Below are 14,917 nucleotides of genomic sequence, written 5' to 3'. Positions count from 1 at the left end.
AAGAGACAGGCGCCGTTCCTTGAACCGTGACCCCCTATCGGTCGATGAAATGTGACCCCTTCCGTGATCAAGTGATGAGTCTGGCTCCATGGGAGTCAGGTGGAAGAGGTGATCGGTGTGGAGGACTGGGCCGAGATCCGGCGGCTCCACCGTGCGGAGGGCATGTCGATCAAGCGGATCGCGCGGCATCTGGGGATTGCCCGGAACTGAACTTGCTCCGTTGACGGACACCATTGGTGTGGTGGTCAGGCCGCGAGTACGGTCTCGTATTCGGCGGGACTGCGGTAGCCGAGGCTGCTGTGCAGCCGCTGCAAGTTGTACCAGCTCTCGATCCACTCGAAGATCGCGGTGTGGGCGAGAGCCCTGCTGGGCCAAGGTTTCGTGCCGAGCAGTTCCCGTTTGATCGTCGCGAAGTCTGACCGACCGAGCGGTCACCGCGCCGGCACAGCTCGACGATCTCGGCCTTGAACTCCGACGTGAACGAACGGCGAGGGCGAGGCTTCTTCTTCCCCATGCTCTCCATGATGGACATCCTCCCGGGGACGAACCCCTGATCTCGAATGTCCGTCAAAGCGGATCAAGCCCACTCCGGGCCTCGCCGTCTCACGGCTACCGCCGTCAAGCGCGGACCAGGTCTTCGGGCCCCCAGTCGGCCGTAAGAGGCAGATCGCCGCTCACACCGCTGCGGGACACCGCGACCAGCGGGGTGTCCGGCCCGGCGCCGGGCACCGCCGGCACGTCCCGGGCCGGGGGCGTCGTATTCGCGCCGCCCGAACGATCAGCCACGGCACCTCCACGAGGGGCTCGTGATCGACACCGCCGTGCACGAGCGGCAGTGGCGCCCCCTCCACGGGCAGCACCCCGTCCGGGTCGTCAGGACCGGGCAGCCGCGGATAGACCAGCAGCGAGCCGTCCTCCCGGGCCCAGCCCCCGTTTCGATCCAAGCCCTACCGCCGTGCCACGTGACATCTGACGACCCATCGATCTCACGCGGTTCCCGAACATGAAGTCAAGTCCCACAAGAGAGTTCGACGACGCGTCCTGCCTGGCCTGCGGTCCGGGAGGGCAGGAGGATCACCGCTGCCGCCACAGGTATCGCGGCTGCGAACCGCGGCCGGCTCGGACACGTGCAAAGGGCTGCGCGTCTTCGGCCTCGGCACCATCCTCGTGGTCAGGGACGACCGGTCGAGGCGCGGGTAGGACTGCGCGGGAACGGAGACGCCGGGGACTACCGCTCGTACGGGTGCGGGTACGGCCTTCCCCAGGTGGGCGCGTACGGCAACGCCGGCCTCAGGGGCCGGAGCGGATCTCCGCCTCCCCGCCGGGGGCGAGGCCCCGGCGCGGCCCGCGGCGTCACCCCGGGACGTGATCGCCGCGCAGTGCGCGGCCCAGGGCCCGGAGGGCGAGTTCGCGGGCCGGTACGTCGGGGAGACGGCGGACGGTGCACTCCAGGAGGAGGGTTGCCACCGTCAGTTCCAGTTGGGGGGCCGGCGGCAGCGGGGCTTTTCCGCCGAGGTGCGACGGGGTCCCGTGGCCGTCCGCCGCCGCCAGAACGGCGCGCGCCCAGTCGACCAGCGGTCCGGACGGCTGCCGTGCGTCCGCGTGTCCGGCCGTGGCCGGTGCGGCCGCGAGGGCATCGGCCAGGTCGGTGAGGATCTCCTCGCGGTGGGCGCGGAGAAGGGCGATGTGCGCGGCCGGCGGACGGGGGCGGCTGCTCCATGCCGCTCCCTGCCCGGGGGCCGCCCAGGGGGGTGTCACTCTGCTGAGGCCTTCGTGGAGGGCGACCGCGAAGGTGCGCGCGGCGAATTCGAATGTGCCCTCGGGCCCGAGTTCCGGCGAGATGACCCTTCTCACATTGTCTCCCTCGATCGGAATCGGAGGCGGTGGGAATGCGCCGCGAATTCGCCTTCCGTACGCCCCGTTTTCGGCCTTTCCGGAATGACCCTAGACCTGCCGATCCCCCCGCGGCCCATGCCCCGGTAATCCGCGCCTCCCCGGGCGCGGGGAGCGGGAGAGCGTTTCGTGGGCGGTGTGTTACTTCCCGGTGGAACCCTTCGGAACGTGGCCGGAAACATGCCTCTGCCACGGCTGCTGCCCGCTTTCATCACCGGCTACATACACGTTATGTAGACCGGACCAACACCCTGGGTTAACGTGACGCCATGCGATTCGGGGTGTTAGGCCCGCTTGAGGTACGGACCGTGACGGGGAGGCCGGTTCGGGTTCCCGAGGTCAAGGTCCGTACCCTGCTGGCGACTCTGATCGCCAACCACGGCCAGGTGGTGCCGACGGCCCGCCTCATCGAGGCCCTGTGGGGAGGCGTACCGCCCGCCAACCCCACGGCGTCCCTCCAGGCGAAGGTCTCGCAACTGCGCCGGGCCCTGGAGGACGCCGAGGAGGGATCGCGCGACCTGGTGGCGCACCGGGCGCCCGGTTACACGCTGCAGGCGGCCAAGGACGCGGTGGACGTGGGACGGTTCCGGGCCCTCGTGGAGCGCTCCCGCACGCTGGACGACCCGCGGGAGAAGGCGGCGGCCCTCGCCGACGCGCTGGCCCTGTGGCGGGGTTCGGCGTTCGCCGACTTCGCGGACGAACCCTTCGTGCGGACGACCATCGCCGGGCTGGAGGAGGAGCGGCTGACGGCGGTCGAGGAGCACTTGGAGGCCCGCCTGGAACTCGGGGAGCACAGTCTGCTGGTCGGCGAGCTGACGGCCCTGGTCACCGCCCATCCGCTGCGTGAGCGGCTGCGGATGGCGCACATGCGGGCGCTGTACCAGGTCGGCCGGTCGTCCGAGGCACTGGAGAGCTACGCCGATCTGCGCCGGCACCTCGACGAGGAACTCGGGCTCGCGCCCGGCAGGGCCATCGACGCGCTGCAACAGGCCATCCTCCGCCAGGATCCCGCCCTGCGGCACGCCGTCGCCCCGCGGACCCCGGCGTCCATGGCACGCGCCCGCACCAACCTGCCGGACACCGGGCACCACCTGGTGGGACGGGACGGCGCGGTGGCCGAGGGGCAGCGGCTGATCACGGGGAACAGGCTCGTCACCTTCACCGGGCCCGGAGGTGTCGGCAAGACCCGCCTGGCCGTCGCCGCCGCGGGCGGGCTGATCGACGACTTCCCGGACGGCGTCTGGCTGGTGGAGCTCGCCGGCCTGCAGCCCGCGGAGCGGTCCGCCGCCCCGCTCTGCCTGGGGCAGCACGTGCTGGCGGCGCTCGGCCTGCGCGAGAGCGGCGAGGGCAACGGGCCCCAGAGCAATGGACCTCAGCCCACCCCGCTGTGCCGCACCGAGCGCCACCTCGTGGACTTCACGCTCTCCCGCCGCCTGCTCCTCGTGCTCGACAACTGCGAGCACATGGTGGACGACGTCGCGGACCTGGTGCGCCTGCTGATGGAGCAGGCACCCGGCGTCAAAGTGCTGACCACCAGCCGGGAGCCGCTGCGGCTCCAGGGCGAGACGGTCTGGCCCGTACCGCCCCTGGAGCTCCCGGCCTCCGCCGACCAGGAGGCGCTGGAGCGGTCCAGCGCCGTCCAGCTGTTCGTCGAGCGGGCCCGCTCCGCCGATCCGTCCTTCGTCCTCGACCCGGTCACGGCGCCCGCCGTCGCGGCGGTGTGCCGCCGGCTGGACGGAATCCCGCTGGCGCTGGAACTGGCCGCCACCAGGGTCAGGGCCCTGGGCGTGCACGAGCTGCACGAGCGGCTCGACGACCGCTTCCGGGTGCTGAAATCCGGCTACCGGGGCGCCCCTCACCGCCAGCAGACCCTCCAGGCGACCATCGACTGGAGCTGGAGTCTGCTCACTCCCCAGGAGCAGACCGTGATGCGCCGGCTGTCCGTGCACGTCGAGGGCTGCACGCTGGCCACCGCGGAGTACGTGTGCGCGGGCGGCGAGGTGTCCGCCGACGACGTGGTCGACATCCTGGCCCGGCTGGTGGACAGGTCGCTGATCGCCCGGAGCGACGACCGGGCCGGCGCCCGGTTCCGCCTGCTGGAGTCCGTGGGTGCGTACGCCCACGCCAAGCTGGAGGAGTCTGGCGAGGCCGAGGAGCTCGCCCTGCGGCATGCCGTCCACTACACGGAGCTGGCAGAGCGTGCCAGGCCGCACCTGCACGGCCCGGAGCAGCGCCGGTGGCTCCAGCGGCTCTCGGCGGAGACCGCCAACTTCCGGCGGGCGCTGCGGGTCGCGCACGGCAGCGGGTCGCCGGAGCTGGGCCTGCGGCTGGTCAACGCCCTGGTCTGGTTCTGGATCCTGATGGGGCGGCTCACCGAGGCCCGGCGGTCGCTGTCCTCGGTGCTGGGGACGGCTGAGGGTACGGGGAGCCCGGAGGCGGTGGCCGAGGCGGCCACCTGGTGCGAGGGGATCGGCCTGCTGCTGGGCGAGAGCGATCCGGAGGACGAGTGCCGGGCGCCCCGGCTCGGCGGGCCCCTGAAGCGCTCCACGGGGCTCGCCCGCGCCAAGTGGTACCTCGGGCACGCCCTGTGGGACGTGGGCGCGCTGACCGCGGCCGAGCGGCAGGTCAACGAGGCACTGGCCGATTTCCGGGCACTGCACGACGCCTGGGGCGTGGCCGCGGCGCTGAACAGCCGGGCGGCCCTGGCGATGACGCGCGGCGATCTGGACGCGCTTCACGACGACGCGCTCGAGGCACGCGCCCAGTTCACCCGGCTGGGTGATGTCTGGGGTCAGCTGAAGGCGGCTCAGGCCCTGGCCGTGCACGCCGAGATCACCGCCTCGTACGACCTCTCGGCGCAGTTGCACCGGGAAGGGCTGCAGATGGCAGAGTCGCTGGAGCTGTGGTCGGAAGTGTCCAGCCAGTTGTCGGGGCTGGGCCGGCTGGCGCTGCTGGCCGGGCGGTTCGCCGAGGCGGAGGAGCTGCACCTGCGGGCGTTGCGGCAGGCGGTCGAGCAGGGCAATCAGCCCGCCGAGCAGATGGCCGAGCTGGGGCTCGCCCTCGGTGCCAGGCGGCAGGGTGATCTGGACGCCGCGGAGGCTCATCTGCGCCCGTGGCTCGCCTGGAACCGCAGCCGGGAGGCGAGCAACGGCCTCGCTCTGGTCCTGGCCGAGCTGGGCTTCTGCGCAGAGCTGCGCGGCGATGCCGAGGGCTGTCTGGCCCTGCACCGGGACGGCCTGGCCGCCGCAGTGGCGTCCGCGGACCCGCGGGCGGTCGCGCTCGCCCTGGAGGGCCTGGCCGGCGGCCACGCACTCGCGTCCCGCCCGGATCGTGCGGCGCGCCTGCTCGGCACCGCGGAGGCGGCCCGGAACCGATCCGGGGCCCCGCTGCCGCGGGCGGAGCGGGCCGACGTGGAGCGGATCTCGGCCCGCCTGCGCGAAGACCTCGGCGCCGAGGCCTTCGCCGCCGGGTTCGCGGCCGGGCGGGCGCTGGAGCACCGAGCCGTGGCCGAGGCGGAACTTCGGGGCGGCATGTCCGAGGTCCTCGCGCACTGGAAGGGGGAGTCCGATGCCCTGGGGGAACACCGCACCGACGCCCCGGAAGGGCCCGGGGAGCACCGGGCGGCCGAGGCCGCGGCGGCTCTCCCCGCGGACGCCGCGGCCCGGTCGCCGCGGCTCCGGGTCCCCGTCCGCCCCGGTGGCCCGGCCGGTCCGTGAGGACCGCCGGCACCCGCACGGGGACGGACGGGGACCGGTCCTGACCACCGCCTCGCGGCGGACTGCGGGGTCCGGGGCCGGGGCGGCGGGACCGGAGGGAGCCCCGTGCCGCCCCCGGAGCCCGTCAGCGGGCGGACTCGTCCGTCCAGATACGGCTGCTCAGGTCCGAGCCCCGCAGCACCTGGACACGCCACGGGTCGATGCGCAGTACGTGGTACTTCGGATCGCTGGGACCGAGGTGCCAGAAATTGCGCGGGTTGTAGCCGACGCCGACGGGACTCCCCTTGGCGTACAGGTCCCAGGCGTACTTCTTGGTCTCCGGGTCGTCGACCCAGTGGGAGACGCTGTCGATGAAGACGGCGTTCTGCCGGGGATTCCAGTAGGAGTACGTGGTGTGCGGGTTGTTCGCCAGGTGCGCCACCTTGACCGGGGTCTTGTAGGCGGCGAGCCAGCCGACCGGCCTGCCGTCGACCGTCTCCCAGATGGGCAGCAGAACGCGGGCCCGCGGTCGGCTTTTCTTGTCGACGGTGATCATCGTGCAATACACGATGTCCTGGATATAGGTCACGAAGGCGTCCTCGATTTCCGAGAACGAACTCACCTTCACAGCAGCCATCCGGCACCTCAAAACGTCATGGAAGAAATGGGCGTATTCGCGCCCAGTCGACCTCAGCGTGCCGTATGGGCAGGCCCGGGAAAAGAAGGCACTTCAAAGTCACCGACTCACTGCCGGGGAACCCGTCACGACGGACCCGCGGCCCTCGCCCGGCATCCCGGAAACGGAAGGCGTCAGACGGTCCAGGCTCCCCGTGCGGCGGCGTCCCGCACGAAATCGGCGAAGTCCCGGGGCGGACGGCCCAGTACACGCTCGACGGTGTCGGTCGGAGCGGAGTTCAGGTTGTCGCGGATCTGCCCGACCAGGTCGGCCACGAAGAGCGCGTAATCGGCGGGTACGTCGTAGGAGACCAGTTCCCGCACGTACGCCTCGTGGGAGACGGGCACATAGGCGACGGTGCGTCCGGTGGCCTTCGAGATCTCCGCGGCGGCCTCTTCCATGCTGAAGGCGCGCCCGCCGCTGAGTTCGTACACCTGGCCGCTGTGGCCGTCGTCGAGGAGGGCCGCCGCGGCCACCTCGGCGACGTCGCCGGCGTCCACGAACGGCTCGTGGCCGTCCCCTGCGGGGAGCCGGAGCTCGCCGGAGCGCACGGAGTCCAGCAGGACGCCCTCGTCGAAGTTCTGGAAGAACCAGTTGGGCCGCAGAGCGGTCCACTCCGCTCCGGACTCCCGCACACCGCGCACGCCGGCGCTCAGGTCCTTGCCGCCCACGAGGCCCGTGGTGCGCGCCTGGAGGAGGACGATCCTGCCGACTCCCCGGTCGACGGCGAGCTTGGCCAGGGCGCCTATCTCTGCTTCGGCGTCCCATTCCCCGGGCTGGTCCTGGCGGTCGACCACGTACACCGCGCGGGCGCCCGTGAGGGCGGGCTCCCAGGTGCGGTCGTCGTTCCAGTCGAAGCGGACCTCGGCGGACCGGCCGGCGGCCCGTACCGACGCGCCCCGCGCCCGCAGGGCCTGGACGACGCGGCGTCCGGTCTTCCCGGTGCTGCCCAGGACCAGGATGTCTGTCTGCGTCATGGCTTCGCCTCCCTTACTCGATGGGTCGTGCTGAGGTGGGGCTTTGGATCAGGTGGGTGACAGGGCCGGCGGGCGCGCCCGCCGAAGGACGCAGGGGCCACCGGACGTGCTCGGTCCGGTGACCCCTGCGGCCGTTGCGGCCGTCGCGGATCAGAGGAACGGGGTGTCCGGCGCGAGGCCGAGGATGGCCCTGCCGTGCACTTCCTGGTTGGTGGTGAAGGCGAACAGGGCGTGCAGCGCCAGCCCCCGGATGTCGCGGTGGTAGCGCTGGAACGGCACGTCACGCATGATCACCGAGGCGCCGCTGGCCTCGAACAGCTCGTCCACCGCTTCCTTGGCGAGCTGGATGGCGTAAGCCGCCTTGCCGCGCACCGCGGCGCGGTCCTCGATGGAGGGCAGCGTGCCGGCGTCGGCGTGCTCCTGGAGCAGCCGGAGCCAGGTCTCCTGGAGCGCCTCGGCGGCGGCGATCTTGTTGGCGGCGGTGGCGACCTGGATCTGGGTCAGCGGGGACTGGCTCTGGTCGGTCCACGACGTGTACGTGATGCCCCGTCCGGGCAGCCGCTCCAGGAAGAGCTCGTAGGCGCCCCGGGCGATCCCGAGGTACGCGGAGGCTCCCTGTGCCATGAAGAACGGGATGAAGGCGTAGTTGCGGCCGGTCGCACCCGTGTTGGAGCGTCCGCCGGTGGTGCCGGCGAGGACGTCGATCAGGCTCACGACCCGGTGCGCGGGGACCTTGACGTTCGTGGCGGTGACCGTGGAGCTGCCGGTGCCCGCCGCTGCGGAGGCGTGCCAGTCGTCGGCGATCTCCAGCTCGGAGAACGGGACGAGGGCGGCGTGCGGCACGGGCGTACCGTCCGGGCCGGCAAGCAGCGCGGAGAGCAGGCCCCAGCCGGCGCCGCGGGCGCCGGAGATCCACTTCCAGCTGCCGCTGAGGGAGTACCCGCCGTCCTCGGCCGTGAGCGAGCCGCTCGGGGTGAAGCCGGTGGACACCCGCAGGGAGCCGTTCGCGTACACCTCCTTCTGGGCCTCGTCGGGGAAGAGGCTCGGCACCCAGGAGCTGGACACCCAGATCATCGCGACCCAGCCGGTGGCCGTGTCGGCGCGGGCTATCTCGCTCAGTACCTTCACCTGGTCGGCGACCGGGGCCTCCAGGCCGCCGAAGCGGCTGGGGACGTTGAGGCGGAAGACGCCGGCCTTTTCGAGCAGTTCGATGTTCTCGTCCGGAATCCAGCGGCGCTCCTCGGCCTTGGCACCGGATTCCCGGAGCCGATCGGCCAGGGATTTCACCTCGTCGAACACCGCAACTGTCGCGCTGTCGGTCGTGGTCATTCTGCCTCCTCAGCGGGTTTTCATCCGGCCGTGGCTTCCGGAACGGACTTGCGCATGTGAGATGTACGGAATTGATTCTCGCGAGTGGTGTTCTTGTGCCGGTAATCAAGAAGTCTCGCGGTACGCCGGACGGTGTCCGGGCGGTCAGCGGGCGGTAATGAATCGTCAACCGGGCGAGCACCGGCACCCGCACTGGCACCGGCACCGGCACCGGCCGGAAAAACGAATTCGCCCCAGGCCCGGGGGATTTGGCCTGAGGCGAAACTCGGAAGCCCGGTGCGCCGGGCGTTGCGGGGTCAGCGCGAGGACTCGGCCGACTCCAGGACGGGACCGCTCTCGGCGGCCGGCTCGGCGGAGGCCGCGCCGGACTTCCCGCGCAGCCCGAACATGCTGATCACGACGGCGATGGCCGCGGCCACCAGCGGGACGAGCAGAGCCGCGCGGTGGCCGTCGAGCATGGCCTGCGGGCTGGTCCCTTCGGTAACGGCGGTGATCACCGCACCGGCGGAGGACAGGCCCAGGGCCGCACCGAACTGGAAGCAGGTGTACAGCAGACCGCCGGCGACGCCCTGCTCCTCCTCCTCGATGCCCTCGGTGGCCACGATGGTCAGCGGGCCGTACGCCAGCGAGAAGGAGAGGCCCAGGACGAACAGGCTCGGGAGCATCATCAGGTACGTCCAGTCCAGCCCGAGGGGCAGCATCAGGGCGTACGACAGCACGGACAGCAGCAGACCGCCGAAGATGACCCGGGCGTTGCCGAACTTGTTCACGAGCTTCGGGGTGAGCGTCGGCGACAGGATCGCGTCGATTCCGATCACCATGAGGGCGAAGCTGGTCTCCAGGGTCGACCAGCCACGCAGTTCCTGCAGGTAGAGCACGAGGATGAACTGGAAGCCGAAGAACCCGGCGGCGAACAGCAGGCCGGAGAGGTTGGAGCGGACCAGGGTGCCGGTGCGGAAGATCCCGAGGCGCACCAGCGGCGCGGACACCTTGCGCTCGATGAGCACGAAGGCCAGGAAGAGCATCAGGCTGGCCGCGACGGTCAGGGTGGTCTGCGCGGCCGGCACGTGCGTGGCGCGCTCGACGGAGAAGACCAGCAGCAGGATCGCCGCGGTCACGCTCACCGCGCCGCCCAGGTCGACGCCCTGGCCGGTGCGGTCGGGGCGGGGCGACTTCGGGATGAGGGCCAGGCCGGTGACCAGGATGAGGAAGGAGAGGATGACCGGGGCGAAGAACACCCAGCGCCAGTCGATCGAGGCCAGCAGACCACCGACGACCAGGCCCACGGAGAAGCCGCCCGCGGCGGTGCCCGAGTAGACGAGCAGGGCCTTGTTGCGCTGGGGGCCCTCGTCGAAGCTGGTGGTGATGATCGACAGGCCGGCGGGGGTCATGAAGGCGGCCGCGACGCCGGTGACGAACCGGGCGGTGATCAGCATCCAGCCCTCGGTGGCCAGGCCGCCCATGCCGGAGAAGAGCAGGAAGACGGTGAGCCAGAAGATGAACATCTGGCGGCGCCCGAAGAGGTCGGCGGCCCGTCCCCCGAGCAGCATGAAGCCGCCGTACCCGAGGACGTAGGCGCTCATGACCCACTGGAGCATGCCGGTGGACAGGCCCAGGTCGGCCCTGATGGACGGCAGGGCCACGTTGAGCATGGCCACGTCGACGCCCTCGAGGAAGATCGCACCACACAGCACGAAGAGCACGCCCCAGGCGCGCCCACTCATGCGATCGGTGCCACCCGGAGGGGATTGCAGTGCGGACACGGAATTGACTCCTTGCTGGAGGAAAAAGGGGAGGACGGGATCGGGGCGACCGCTGATCGCACCGGCTCGGAGCATGCGTGGACATGCGAGCCGGAGGACGGTTCCCACTTGTAACCACGAGCATCATCGGGCAGGCTCAATGCCCATGGAAGAAGGCACTTTGAAGTCACCTACTCACTGCACGGGTACCGACGAGGATTACGAGGTGATGCAGTGGGACACACGGCAGGGCTGTGAGGTGCGCCAGATCCTGGACCGCGTGGCGGACAAGTGGTCCCTGCTGGTGATAGCGCTCCTGGACCGCCGCACTCTGCGCTTCACCGAGTTGCGCCGGCAGATCGACGGGATCAGCCAGCGCATGCTGACCGTGACCCTGCGTCAGCTGGAGCGCGACGGCCTGATCAAGCGGACCGTGCACCCCGTGGTCCCGCCGCGGGTGGACTACGAGCTGACGCCGCTGGGGACGACCCTGCACGACACCATCCGCAGCCTGGTCATCTGGACCGAGGAGCACCAGACCGAGATCGCGGCGGCCCGGGCGGACTACGACCGGCGTACGGCGGACCAGGCCGAGGCGTCCTGACGTTCCGCGCCCGCCGGTCCCCGGCACGCCGCCCCGCCGGGTCGCGTCCCGGGGACGCGGTGCTCTTCCGGCCCCGCGTCCCGAGGCCGGGGGCCGTCGTCGGCCGCCTCCCGGGAGGCGGCCGACGACGTGTCCGGTTCCTGTCAGGGGCTCACCGCGCGGGCGGGAAGTGGCCCTCCTGGACGAAGAACTCGACGTACTTCACGAAGAGTTCCTCGGTCAGGGGCGGGCAGCTGATACCCGTCCCGTCCAGCGCGGCCTCCGTCTCGCTGGTGTCGAGGACCGGATAGAAGGCGTCGGTGTCGGAGGTCATCATGTCGAACGCGTGCAGCAGCGGCAGCAACGCGTTGTCCCGGTCGGACTGGACCGCGGCTTCCCACTGCGGCCGCTCCGCCTCGTCGAGCCGGTAGCCGAGGCGCCGCAGGTAGTCCACGCAGTCGGCGAGGCCGAGCGAACTCCGGTTGAACAGGTGGTACGTGCCCCCGGCGCCCTCGGGCCGGGTGGAGATCCCGAGGATCGCGGCGCTGACGTAGTCGACGGGCAGCAGGTGGAAGCGTCCGCCGACGCCCGACGGTACGAGTCCGGTCTGGAGCAGTCCCTTGAGGCTGAGCCAGACGAAGTCGCGGGTCTGGCAGGCCCCGTTGTCCCGGTCTCCCGAGATCACGTCGACCCGGTAGACGGAAACGGGCAGGCCGCGTTCCCTGGCGAGTCCGACGACCTGCTCGGTGACCCACTTGCTGCGCAGGTACCCGCTGGGCAGCGCCTCTGCGGGACCGGTGGGATCGGTGACCTTCAGCGGCACACCCGGGGTGACCGGACCGTCGAACACGCCGACCGTGGAGACGTGGTGGACCGGGACGGTACGGTGCCGGGCCGCCAGCCGCAGCACCTCCTGCGTGCCGTGCACATTTGCCGCGCGCAGCGCCTCGTAGGGCTGGAGCCAGTGGACGGAGGCGCCCGCGTGGTAGACCACGTCGACCGTGCGGGCCAGCGAGTCGAACCGTTCCTCCGTCAGCCCGAGCCGTTCCTCGGCCAGATCGCCGACCACGACGCTGAGCCGGTCCTCGTCGACGGAGTCCCAAACGCGGTACCACTCCAGGCTGCCGCGCAGCCGCTCGTACGCCGCCCGTTCTCCGGCACCGCGCACCAGGCAGTGGATGCGGGCCGTGGTGGTGCGCATGAGATCGCGCAGCAGGAACGCGCCGAGGAATCCGCTGGCCCCGGTGAGCAGGATCTCCCGGGGATCGGTGACGGTGCGCACGACCTCCTGGGCCGGCCGGACGTCCTCGGCGAGCCGGATGTCGGCCGCGTAGTCGGTGTCGGCCGTCCCCTCGGTGTCCGCTCCCGACGACAGCTCGCCCAGCAGGTGCGTGGCCAGGGCGTGCGGGGTCGGGTGGTCGAACACCACGGTGGCGGGGAGCGTCAGGCCCGTGGTCGCCACGATGCGGTTGCGCAGTTCGACCGAGGTCAGCGAGTCGAAGCCGAGTTGCGGGAAGGAGCGGTCGGGCCCGATGTCCTGGGCGTCGGAGCGGCCGAGCACTCGGGCGGCCTCGTCGAGGAGGGCCTCGAGGACCGCGGCGTGGCGTGCCTCCTCGCCGCTCACGGCTGCCAGCCGTTCGGCGAGGCCGTGGCCCGCGCCGGCCGAGTCGCGGGCGGTGCCGCGGGCCGGGATGCGGACGAGCGCGCCCAGGACGGCGGGGACTCTCGGCTGCTCGCGGAGCACGGCCAGGTCCAGCGGCGTGGCCACGGTGTCGGGCCGGCCGCCGCGCAGGGCGAGGTCGAACAGGGCGGGCCCCTGCTCGGTGGAGACCGGCAGGAAGCCGCTGCGGGCGATGCGCCTGAGGTCGGTCTCGGTGAGGTTGCCGGTCAGTTCGGATGCCTGCGCCCACAGGCCCCAGGCCAGGGAGGTGGCGGCCTGCCCGCGGGCGGCGCGGTGCCGGGCCAGCGCGTCGAGGAACCCGTTCGCGGCGGCGTAGGTGGACTGGCCGGGCCCGCCGACGACCGCGGCGACGGACGAGAACAGCACGAACGCCGTGAGCCCGAGGTCCTGGGTCAGGTCGTGCAGGTGCCAGGCCGCGTCGGCCTTGGGCCGCAGCACTCCGGCGAGGCGGTCGGCGTCCTGCGCGGCGATCACGCCGTCGTCGAGGACGCCGGCGGTGTGCACGACGCCACGCAGCGGGTGCTCGCCGGGCAGGGCCGCCAGTAGTCCGGCCAGGGCGTCCCGGTCGGACACGTCGCAGGCTGCGACCGTCACCGAGGCTCCGAGCGCGGTCAGTTCGGCCCGCAGTTCGTCCGCACCCGGGGCATCGGCTCCGCGCCGGCTGACCAGCAGCAGGTGCCGTACGCCGTGCCCGGTCACCAGGTGCCGGGCGAAGATCCCGCCCAGGGCGCCCGTGCCGCCGGTGATGAGCACCGTTCCCTCCGGGTCCCAGACGGGAGTTCCGGTGCCGGCCGGAGGCCCGGTTCTGGCCAGCCGGGGCACCAGCACGCGGGGGCCGGGCTCGTCCGCCTCGGGGGGCAGGTTCCGTACGGCCGCCTGCGGCTCGCCGGACGCCACCAGCGCCGACAGGACGGCCTCCAGTCCGGGGTGGTCCGGATCGGGGGCGTCGGCCAGGACGATCCGGCCGGGTGCCTCGGACTGTGCCGAGCGCAGCAGGCCCCAGGCCGCGGCGGCGCCCAGGTCGTGCACGTCCTCGCCGTCGGCGGTGGACACGGCCCCGCTGGTCAGTACGACCAGCGGGACACCGGCCAGGGCGTCCTCGGCCAGCCAGCGGCGGACGAGTTCCAGGGCCCGGCCCGCGGTGGCGTGGGCCGCGTCGGGGGGTGTGGCGCCGGGCGGCGAGGCGAGACGGACGCGGACGGCGTCGATCTCCGCCCCGGCGGTGACGGCCGCGGCGACGGCGGCCGGGTCCTGACGGCCGTCGTCCGTGCCGAGTTCCGCCCAGCGCAGCGTCGCGGGCTCCAGCCTGCGGGACGGCCAGGTGGTGCGGAACAGCGCGTCGTGGTCGCGGGTCCGAGCGGCGACGAGCGCGGCGGGGTCGAGGGCTCCGAGGGTGACCTCGTCGATGCCGGCCACGGGTTCACCCGTGGGGTCGGCCAGGGTCAGCGTGTGGGTCCGGGTGCCGGGGCGCGGGCTGATCCGGACCCGGAGTTCCCGCGCGCCGGTCGCGTGGAGCCGTACACCGCGCCATCGCACCGCGTCGTGCAGCGGACCGAGCAGCGGCCGCAGGGCGGCGTCGAGGAGCGCGGGATGGAGGCCGAACGCGTCCGCCAGGTCCGTGTCGTCGTCGGCAAGACGTACCTCGGCGAAGAGGTCGCCGTCGTGCTGCCACAGCCCGGTCGTGGCCGGAAGCTCAGGCCGGCCGGTTGCCCCGGCCTCGGCGGGCCACGCGTGCGGGTCGTCCGGGTCAACCTCGGTGGCGTCCGCGGGGGGCCACTGCCGCATACGGGCGTCGGCGGGCGGGGTGAGAGGGGCGACGCCGAGGGTGCCGTGCGCGTGGCGTGTCCAGCTGGTGCCCGGGCTGCCGGACCGGGAGTGGACGGTCAGGGCGCGCCGTCCGTCCGGGTCGGCGGCGCCCACGCGGATCTGCAGGTGGAGGACGCCCTCGGAAGGCAGCACCAGGGGGTCGTCGAGGACCAGGTCCTCCAGGACGGTGCACCCGGTCTCGTCGCCCGCCCGGATCGCCAGTTCGGCCAGGACCGCGCCCGGTACGACGGTCTCGCCGGCCATGGTGTAGCGCGCGAGCCAGGGGTGGGCGCGGACCGAGAGGCTTCCGGTGAACAGCGTCTCGTCGCTGTCGCCGAGGGACACGGCGGCGCCCAGCAGGGGATGCCCGGCCCGGTCGAGGCCGAGGCTGCCGGCGTCCGCGGAGGTGGCGGCGGCGTCCACCCAGTAGCGCTGGTGCTGGAAGGCGTAGGTCGGCAGGGGCACCCGGCGGGCACCGGACCCGGCGAAGAACGCCTCCCAGTCCACACCCGCACCCGCACCCGCACCGTGCAAC

General features: G+C 72.2%; 10 protein-coding genes and 1 pseudogene. 3 read left to right on the top strand and 8 right to left on the bottom strand.

Translation table 11 applies throughout. The features are described from left to right. Positions 1–108: 108 nt before the first annotated feature. Positions 109–207, top strand: a pseudogene (locus tag GUY61_RS23005) (helix-turn-helix domain-containing protein); the annotation flags it as partial. Between the two features lie 38 nt (positions 208–245). Here GUY61_RS23005 and GUY61_RS23000 read toward each other — a convergent pair. The 3 genes from GUY61_RS23000 to GUY61_RS22990 form a co-directional block, all read right to left on the bottom strand. Then, complete coding sequence (locus GUY61_RS23000; protein WP_208106342.1) at positions 246–392, bottom strand: IS3 family transposase; 147 nt, start codon at positions 390–392, stop codon at positions 246–248. A gap of 226 nt (positions 393–618) precedes the next feature. Beyond that, on the bottom strand, positions 619–786 hold the full coding sequence (locus GUY61_RS22995) for a hypothetical protein (protein WP_398956555.1): 168 nt from the start codon (positions 784–786) through the stop codon (positions 619–621). A gap of 567 nt (positions 787–1,353) precedes the next feature. Continuing rightward, positions 1,354–1,854 (bottom strand): hypothetical protein, encoded by a 501-nt coding sequence (locus GUY61_RS22990; RefSeq protein ID WP_166632131.1) that lies wholly within the window; start codon positions 1,852–1,854, stop codon positions 1,354–1,356. Positions 1,855–2,162: 308 nt separating this feature from the next. Here GUY61_RS22990 and GUY61_RS22985 point away from each other — a divergent pair, with 308 nt between their 5' ends. Continuing rightward, complete coding sequence (locus GUY61_RS22985; RefSeq protein ID WP_166632130.1) at positions 2,163–5,609, top strand: BTAD domain-containing putative transcriptional regulator; 3,447 nt, start codon at positions 2,163–2,165, stop codon at positions 5,607–5,609. A 124-nt stretch (positions 5,610–5,733) separates the two neighbouring features. Here the strand turns inward: GUY61_RS22985 and GUY61_RS22980 are convergent, their stop codons facing one another. The 4 genes from GUY61_RS22980 to GUY61_RS22965 all read right to left on the bottom strand — a co-directional run bounded on the left by GUY61_RS22980 (position 5,734) and on the right by GUY61_RS22965 (position 10,294). After that, positions 5,734–6,225, bottom strand: coding sequence for a pyridoxamine 5'-phosphate oxidase family protein (locus GUY61_RS22980; RefSeq protein WP_166632129.1), 492 nt, complete (start codon positions 6,223–6,225; stop codon positions 5,734–5,736). Positions 6,226–6,398: 173 nt separating this feature from the next. After that, positions 6,399–7,241 (bottom strand): NmrA family NAD(P)-binding protein, encoded by an 843-nt coding sequence (locus GUY61_RS22975; protein WP_166632128.1) that lies wholly within the window; start codon positions 7,239–7,241, stop codon positions 6,399–6,401. Between the two features lie 150 nt (positions 7,242–7,391). Beyond that, positions 7,392–8,570, bottom strand: a complete 1,179-nt coding sequence (locus GUY61_RS22970) for an acyl-CoA dehydrogenase family protein (protein WP_166632127.1) — start codon at positions 8,568–8,570, stop codon at positions 7,392–7,394. A gap of 296 nt (positions 8,571–8,866) precedes the next feature. Then, positions 8,867–10,294, bottom strand: a complete 1,428-nt coding sequence (locus GUY61_RS22965) for an MFS transporter (RefSeq protein WP_166632132.1) — start codon at positions 10,292–10,294, stop codon at positions 8,867–8,869. A 184-nt stretch (positions 10,295–10,478) separates the two neighbouring features. Between GUY61_RS22965 and GUY61_RS22960 the strand changes: the two genes are divergently transcribed. Continuing rightward, a complete protein-coding gene (locus GUY61_RS22960) occupies positions 10,479–10,916 on the top strand; it encodes a helix-turn-helix domain-containing protein (protein ID WP_208106340.1) in 438 nt (145 codons plus the stop codon). A gap of 151 nt (positions 10,917–11,067) precedes the next feature. Here GUY61_RS22960 and GUY61_RS22955 read toward each other — a convergent pair whose 3' ends face one another. Next, a complete protein-coding gene (locus tag GUY61_RS22955; RefSeq protein WP_313896816.1) occupies positions 11,068–14,889 on the bottom strand; it encodes a thioester reductase domain-containing protein in 3,822 nt (1,273 codons plus the stop codon). Positions 14,890–14,917 lie beyond the last annotated feature (28 nt).

This window comes from Streptomyces sp. GC420, assembly GCF_009916105.1.
GTDB lineage: Bacteria > Actinomycetota > Actinomycetes > Streptomycetales > Streptomycetaceae > Streptomyces.
This window is presented reverse-complemented; position numbering and strand designations above follow the sequence as displayed.

Excerpts from the sequence above, each read along its gene's own strand:
- GUY61_RS22960 (WP_208106340.1), top strand. The coding sequence starts at position 10,479 with ATGGAAGAAGGCACTTTGAAGTCACCTACTCACTGCACGGGTACCGAC.
- GUY61_RS22975 (WP_166632128.1), bottom strand. The coding sequence starts at position 7,241 with ATGACGCAGACAGACATCCTGGTCCTGGGCAGCACCGGGAAGACCGGA.
- GUY61_RS22970 (WP_166632127.1), bottom strand. The coding sequence starts at position 8,570 with ATGACCACGACCGACAGCGCGACAGTTGCGGTGTTCGACGAGGTGAAA.
- GUY61_RS22980 (WP_166632129.1), bottom strand. The coding sequence starts at position 6,225 with ATGGCTGCTGTGAAGGTGAGTTCGTTCTCGGAAATCGAGGACGCCTTC.
- GUY61_RS22965 (WP_166632132.1), bottom strand. The coding sequence starts at position 10,294 with ATGAGTGGGCGCGCCTGGGGCGTGCTCTTCGTGCTGTGTGGTGCGATC.
- GUY61_RS22985 (WP_166632130.1), top strand. The coding sequence starts at position 2,163 with ATGCGATTCGGGGTGTTAGGCCCGCTTGAGGTACGGACCGTGACGGGG.